We start from the raw sequence: 6000 nt of genomic DNA, 5'->3' as shown, positions 1-6000 counted from the left end.
CCAAGGGGTTTACCGCTCCAGTCAGCCGCACTTTCCGTGGGACGATGAGACGAGTCATGCGGAAGATTCCCTTTCAAACGCATGTAGGGATTCATCACGGACGCATTTGCAATAATGGCCCGTCCAGCAGTGCCATAGGGAAGTTAGCTAACAGTTTCTCAACGCCTGCATTTTTATAAAAAAACGATGTCGATGAGGCTAGCTATTATCTAGGTCAATACATTCACCGAGAACTTCTTGACACATACATATACTCAGTATAGCCTGCTTTTCTTTACAAAGTATGATATAATAGAATATGTTTACTATCTTGTATTAAGAGTTGGTACGTTATAAACAATCACCTGAATTCAGGAATGAATATACCTGACCTATAGAAATAAACGGAGGATTTTTAGGAATGGCGAGAGTAAAAATAACAGAAACTGTGCTTCGTGACGGTCATCAGTCCATTGCGGCTACGCGCATGCGTTTAAACCAAATGCTTCCTGTGCTGGAAGCGATGGATGAAATCGGATACAATGCTCTGGAATGTTGGGGAGGCGCAACTTTTGATACGTGTATGCGTTTTCTGGGCGAAGATCCGTGGGAAAGGCTGCGCACGATCAAAAAATATGTAAAAAAAACGCCGCTGCAAATGCTCTTTCGCGGACAAAATATTCTCGGCTACCGGCATTATGCTGACGATGTTGTTTATGAATTTGTCAATCGGGCTGTGGATAACGGAATTGACATTATCCGGGTGTTTGATGCATTGAACGATCCACGCAATATGGAGGCAGCTATCAAAGCGGCTAAAGATACGAAAGCGGTTCATGTGCAAGGTGCTATTGTGTATACCATCAGTCCTATTCACACCATGGAATCCTTCACAAAGGGAGCCATGGAGCTGCAGGACATGGGGGTCGATTCGTTATGTATTAAAGACATGTCAGGACTGCTGGCACCATATGATGCATACAATCTGATCCGTATGCTGAAAAAACATGTATCAGTTCCCATTGAACTGCATACGCATTGCACTTGCGGTTTCGGTGAAATGACCTATATGAAGGCCATAGAGGCCGGAGTGGATATTATTGATACGGCGCTGTCGCCGTTTGGCGAAGTGACAAGCCAGCCCGCGACAGAGACACTGGTCATGGCGCTGCAGGGAAGTATTTATGATACGGATATAGATATAGAACGCCTGTGGCCGCTGACGGAACACTTTAAACAGGTCCGTAAAGAACTGGCTGATGAATTTAAGCTTACGATGCCCAGCCAGATCAATCCCGCTGTCAGAAAATATCAGATACCAGGCGGCATGCTGACTAATTTGTATAATCAGCTTAAAGGGCAAGGATCAGAGGATCGTTTTGATGATGTATTGGCAGAAATGCCCAATGTGCGGCGTGATTTAGGATATCCGCCTCTGGTTACGCCGACGAGTCAGATTACAGGCTCTGCTGCGGCACTCAATGTTTTATATGGGCGGTATAAGATCATTACCAACGAAGTCCGCGATATTGTTCGTGGTAAATACGGACGGGTTCCCGGCACGATCAGTGATGAATTCAGAAAAATGTGTATCGGCGATGAGCCGGTCATTGATTACCGTCCTGCCGATGATCTGGAGCCAGAATTGGAAAAAGCAAGGAAGACGTTAGCCGACGAAGGATTTCCTAATGCATCCGCAGAAGATGTACTCAGCTTTACCCTTTTTCCGGAGGTGGCGCTGCCGTTTTTCAGAACCCGGAAGGAAGCCACGTTATAACAATTAAACTGGCATACATTATTTTGTAGCAAGGACCTGCGCTATGCTGCCTGCTCCGGTGTGTTTCTCATGACCAAAAAAGGTAACCGCCCTTTCAGCATTCCGGTGATGGGGCAGTTGCACACTATTACTAGCCGGAAGTTGACCGTTTGCCGGTACCCTCCTGCACATAACAGGATAGAGGCGCCGTATTATTTAGCCCGTTTTTATAAATTCCGTTCTAAACTGTTTTTTTGACTTTGTGATAAAAAATATCATGAATAGAAACTTTTGCAAGTGGTTTTGTAAATGTTATATATATTAGGATTTAAAATTAGTAGATTTTGTAATATGTGAACAGTACGTCTCTAACGTGAAGGTTGGATACAATTACTTGACAAGTACGTAAGAATCAGGTACACTATTCAAGTACGAAATCAGCGGGACGTGGCGCAGCTTGGTAGCGCGCTTCCTTGGGGTGGAAGAGGTCGCGAGTTCAAATCTCGCCGTTCCGACCAATACGTAGGTGCCTCACAGAGTTTACATTTTCTGAAATGCCGATTCTTTTCGAAAATTTTTTTGATCGAATTGGACATGGAAAATAAAACTCTGTGGGGCTTTTTTGTATGCTGCGATAAGAGGTTGGGTACATCTCCAGTATGGTTATGGCCAGAGTGGCAAAAAAAAAAGATTTAGCCAACTTGCGGTAATTGAAGATGAATTTGATTCTTTTTTCTATCTGAAGAGTCCAGTGATAGGCCGCCTGAAGGCGTTTGTTCATTTTGCTTTTTTCTGAAGATTTTTTTTCTGAATCGTGGCATAGGCTGTCATTCATACTGATGAGAGTGGATATTGTCTTGCCAAAGCTGTTTTCCATCGATTTACACAAGTACTATGTGGCATGATGGTGGTTTTGATTTATTAAATGGACGAATATTAAAATGATATATAGTGAAAATGCGATGAAAGATGCGGAAGCATAGTGCACCGCATTTTTTTTATTTATTTTTTAATACCTTTATTTCTGGAAATATTCTCAAATTATATTTTGTTTAGACAGCGCATGGTTTGGTATTACTTGTTAGCGTATTTGTACAAGTCTTGTTAATTATATTAAAAAAATATATGAAATTATGATAACCATTTTCTTTGAATGGGCCGTATATTGTGAAAATGTTAACCCACATTGAAGATGGTGTGAATTGACGAAAAATATATATAATAGTACAATTATATATATTAATAAGTAATAAATAGTATGATATAAAAGAATTGTTAATGAGACTTTTAGGAACTGGTACCATTACGTGCACCGGGACGCAATTGAATATGCCAAAGCATGAAGGAGGCGAAATATGTTGGATTATCAGAAAATGTATCGACAAAAACTGACTACGGCAGAAAAAATCGCGGAGGTGATTCAGTCCGGTTTTTGTTGTGCCTGTACATCAGCATTAGGTGAACCCGATGCAATTATGAAGGCGCTGTCGAAACGAGTTCTGCAGGAAAACTTAAAAGGCATTGAGCACCATATGCTGCTGGCGAGTCGGGAAGAACCTTATTTGGACCCCGCTTTTGCCGGAAAAATTATTCATGTACCATGGTTTACCAGCGGTAAAGCCAGACCGGCGGTGTGGGAAGGCCGGGCAGATTTTATGCCCAATTTTTACTATGAGGTACCGCGCCTGTGGAGAGAAAATGTGTTGCCAGATGTATTTTATGCCATGGTATCACCCATGGATGCTCATGGTTTTTTCAGCTTTGGTGTAGGTGCCGCAGAAGGCCGGGCGCAAATGAGCAGAGCCCGCTATGTCTTTTTGGAAGTCAACCGGTATATGCCACGGGTTTTAGGTGATAATTTTATCCATATTTCCGAAGTAAATGCAATTTGCGAGCATCATGCGCCTTTGCCTGTTATGCCGGATAGTGCCAGCAGTGAAAAGGATAAAGCTATTGGACGGCTGATTGCCGAGCATATTCCAGATGGCGCGACGCTGCAGTTGGGAATCGGAGGTATCCCTAACGCAGTCGGAGAATACCTTATCTCGAAGAAGCATTTGGGAATTCATTCGGAATTATTTTGTGACAGTTTTGTAAAGCTTATCGAAGCTGGAGCCGTAGATAACAGCCGCAAGCATATTAATCGGGGAAAATCAGTCGCTACCTTTGCTATTGGTTCACAGGCGCTCTTTGACTATGTGGACGATAATCCGGGGGTAGAATTCTATCCGGTGGATTATATTAATGACCCCCGTATTATTGCACAGAACGACACTATGATTTCTGTCAATTCCTGTGTAGAGGTAGATCTGATTGGGCAGGTCTGTTCCGAATCGATCGGTTATAAAAACATCAGCGGCACCGGCGGGCAAGTAGATTTTATCCGAGGTGCCAACTGGTCACGAGGCGGCCGATCCTTTATATGTACCTATTCTACGGCTAAACAGGACACCATTTCAAAAATCAGGCCAATTTTGGCGGAAGGAGCCCATGTTACGACCTCTAAAGGTGATGTAGACTGTATTGTGACGGAGTACGGCGTAGCGGAATTAAGAGGCAAGACTGCGTCACAGCGGGCACGAGCCCTGATTGCTGTTGCTCACCCTAAATTCAGGGAAGAACTGATGGAGGCGGCTAAAGATATGAATATTATGGTGTAGTATGGGCGCTTTGAAGTATAGTTGGAGTATATGCATGCAAAGGAGGAAACGTCATGATCAGAACACGCGAAGAGTATATAAAATCTTTAAAATCCATGCGTCCCAATGTGTACAAATTTGGCGAGCTTATTGAAGATGTAACGACACATCCGGCGACTTGCAAGGCCGTGGAATCACATGCCAGAGGCTTTGACGGAGCCAATGACCCGGCTGAAAAAGAAATTTTTGTTACGACTTCTTCGTTGACCGGAAAAGAAATTATGAGACATACTAGTTTGATGCTTTCTCTGGAAGATATTATGAATAACTCCCGGCTGAAACGTACAATGTATCGAAAATGCGGTACCTGTACGGGCGGTTTCTGTGTTGGCTGGAATGCACAAAATGTCATGTGGGCAGTGACTGCGGATATGGATGAAGAATACGGTACCGAGTACCATCAGCGGTTGAAACAATGGCTGTTAGCAGCTGAAGACAGCGGGATTCTAGTGGCCGGGGCGCTTACGGACGCGAAGGGCGACCGCTGTATGAAACCGTCGGATCAGCCTGATCCGGACAGTAATTTGCATATTGTAGAATATAGAGACGATGGGATTGTGATTACCGGCTGTAAGGCCATGATTTGTGGTGTCGCCGCATCGGAGGAAATTTTTCTGCTGCCGGGCTCCGGATACAAGGAAACAGATAAAGACTATGCGTTATCCTGTGTGCTTCCCAAGGATATTGAGGGCCTGACTATTATCGAAACCCGGCATGCCAGTGATTGCCGTGACCTGGAAGAAGGCTTTGATGCGCCGGCCACAGGCGTTACGCAGGCGTATCTGGTATTTGACCATGTGTTTGTTCCGAAGGCCCGTGTATTTATGGCTGGGGAATTCAAATACAGCGGCAAAGTCATTGAATACTTCACCGCAAATTATCGGGCCTGTATCGGCGCCTGCGTAGCCGGGCAGGGCGATGTTATGATTGGAGCCGGCGTGCTTATGGCCAGGGCCAATGGCTTGGCTGTCAAACCTTTTAAAGATAAAATGATTACGATGAGTGTCAACAACGAGACGACCTATGCCGTAGGAATTGGTGCCATGGCCCTGGGGAAACCGCATAGAACGGGAGTCTGGTTGTCCAATAACAAGGTAGCTCATGTAAACAAAATTCATGTAGCCTCTCTGCCGTATGAAACAAAACGGCTCTGTCAGGAAATTGGCGGCGGCATTGTGGAAACGGGCTGTTTCCCTTCGTATCGTGATTTTACTGATCCAAAGCTGGGACCGGTGATTCAGCGGTATGTCAAAGCCGGCAGGGAGGTATCCGCGGAAACCCGCGCCCGTGCAGCAAGACTCAGCGAATGGTTGACGCTGGGAGGCGGTGTTCCCGGCTGTATGCATGGCGGCGGATCACCGGACGGCGCGCGAATGGTAGTGCATGCCAATACACCTTATGAAGAATTTGCTGCGTATGCCAAAATCATTGCAGGCATTACGGAAGATGTAAAAGAACCTGGAAACGTTAAGAGATAAGGAATCACTTTATAATGTAATGAATTTATTGCAGAAAACCGGAAATCCGTGACAGAGGATTTTCGGCTTTTTTTTCGTCTATCTATGG

Annotated in this window: 3 protein-coding genes and 1 tRNA gene; all 4 read left to right on the top strand. The window is 44.7% G+C overall.

Annotation, left to right across the window (positions count from 1 at the left end):
- The first annotated feature begins 400 nt into the window (after positions 1-400).
- Positions 401-1756 (top strand): pyruvate carboxylase subunit B, encoded by a 1356-nt coding sequence (locus AB840_RS11460; RefSeq protein WP_048514986.1) that lies wholly within the window; start codon positions 401-403, stop codon positions 1754-1756.
- Between the two features lie 420 nt (positions 1757-2176).
- Positions 2177-2253: transfer RNA gene (locus tag AB840_RS11455), tRNA-Pro, on the top strand.
- A gap of 837 nt (positions 2254-3090) precedes the next feature.
- Positions 3091-4395, top strand: a complete 1305-nt coding sequence (locus tag AB840_RS11450; RefSeq protein ID WP_048514985.1) for an acetyl-CoA hydrolase/transferase family protein — start codon at positions 3091-3093, stop codon at positions 4393-4395.
- 53 nt (positions 4396-4448) lie between these two features.
- Positions 4449-5912, top strand: coding sequence for a 4-hydroxyphenylacetate 3-hydroxylase N-terminal domain-containing protein (locus tag AB840_RS11445; protein ID WP_048514984.1), 1464 nt, complete (start codon positions 4449-4451; stop codon positions 5910-5912).
- The last annotated feature ends 88 nt before the right edge of the window (positions 5913-6000 follow it).

This window comes from Megasphaera cerevisiae DSM 20462, from assembly GCF_001045675.1.
Classification (GTDB): domain Bacteria; phylum Bacillota; class Negativicutes; order Veillonellales; family Megasphaeraceae; genus Megasphaera; species Megasphaera cerevisiae.
Note: the sequence above shows the minus strand (reverse complement) of the source record. Positions and strands in the feature narration are given on the sequence as shown.

Bases quoted from the DNA above. Each gene is read 5' to 3' on its own strand.
- AB840_RS11445 (WP_048514984.1), top strand. From the start codon at position 4,449: ATGATCAGAACACGCGAAGAGTATATAAAATCTTTAAAATCCATGCGT.
- AB840_RS11450 (WP_048514985.1), top strand. From the start codon at position 3,091: ATGTTGGATTATCAGAAAATGTATCGACAAAAACTGACTACGGCAGAA.
- AB840_RS11460 (WP_048514986.1), top strand. From the start codon at position 401: ATGGCGAGAGTAAAAATAACAGAAACTGTGCTTCGTGACGGTCATCAG.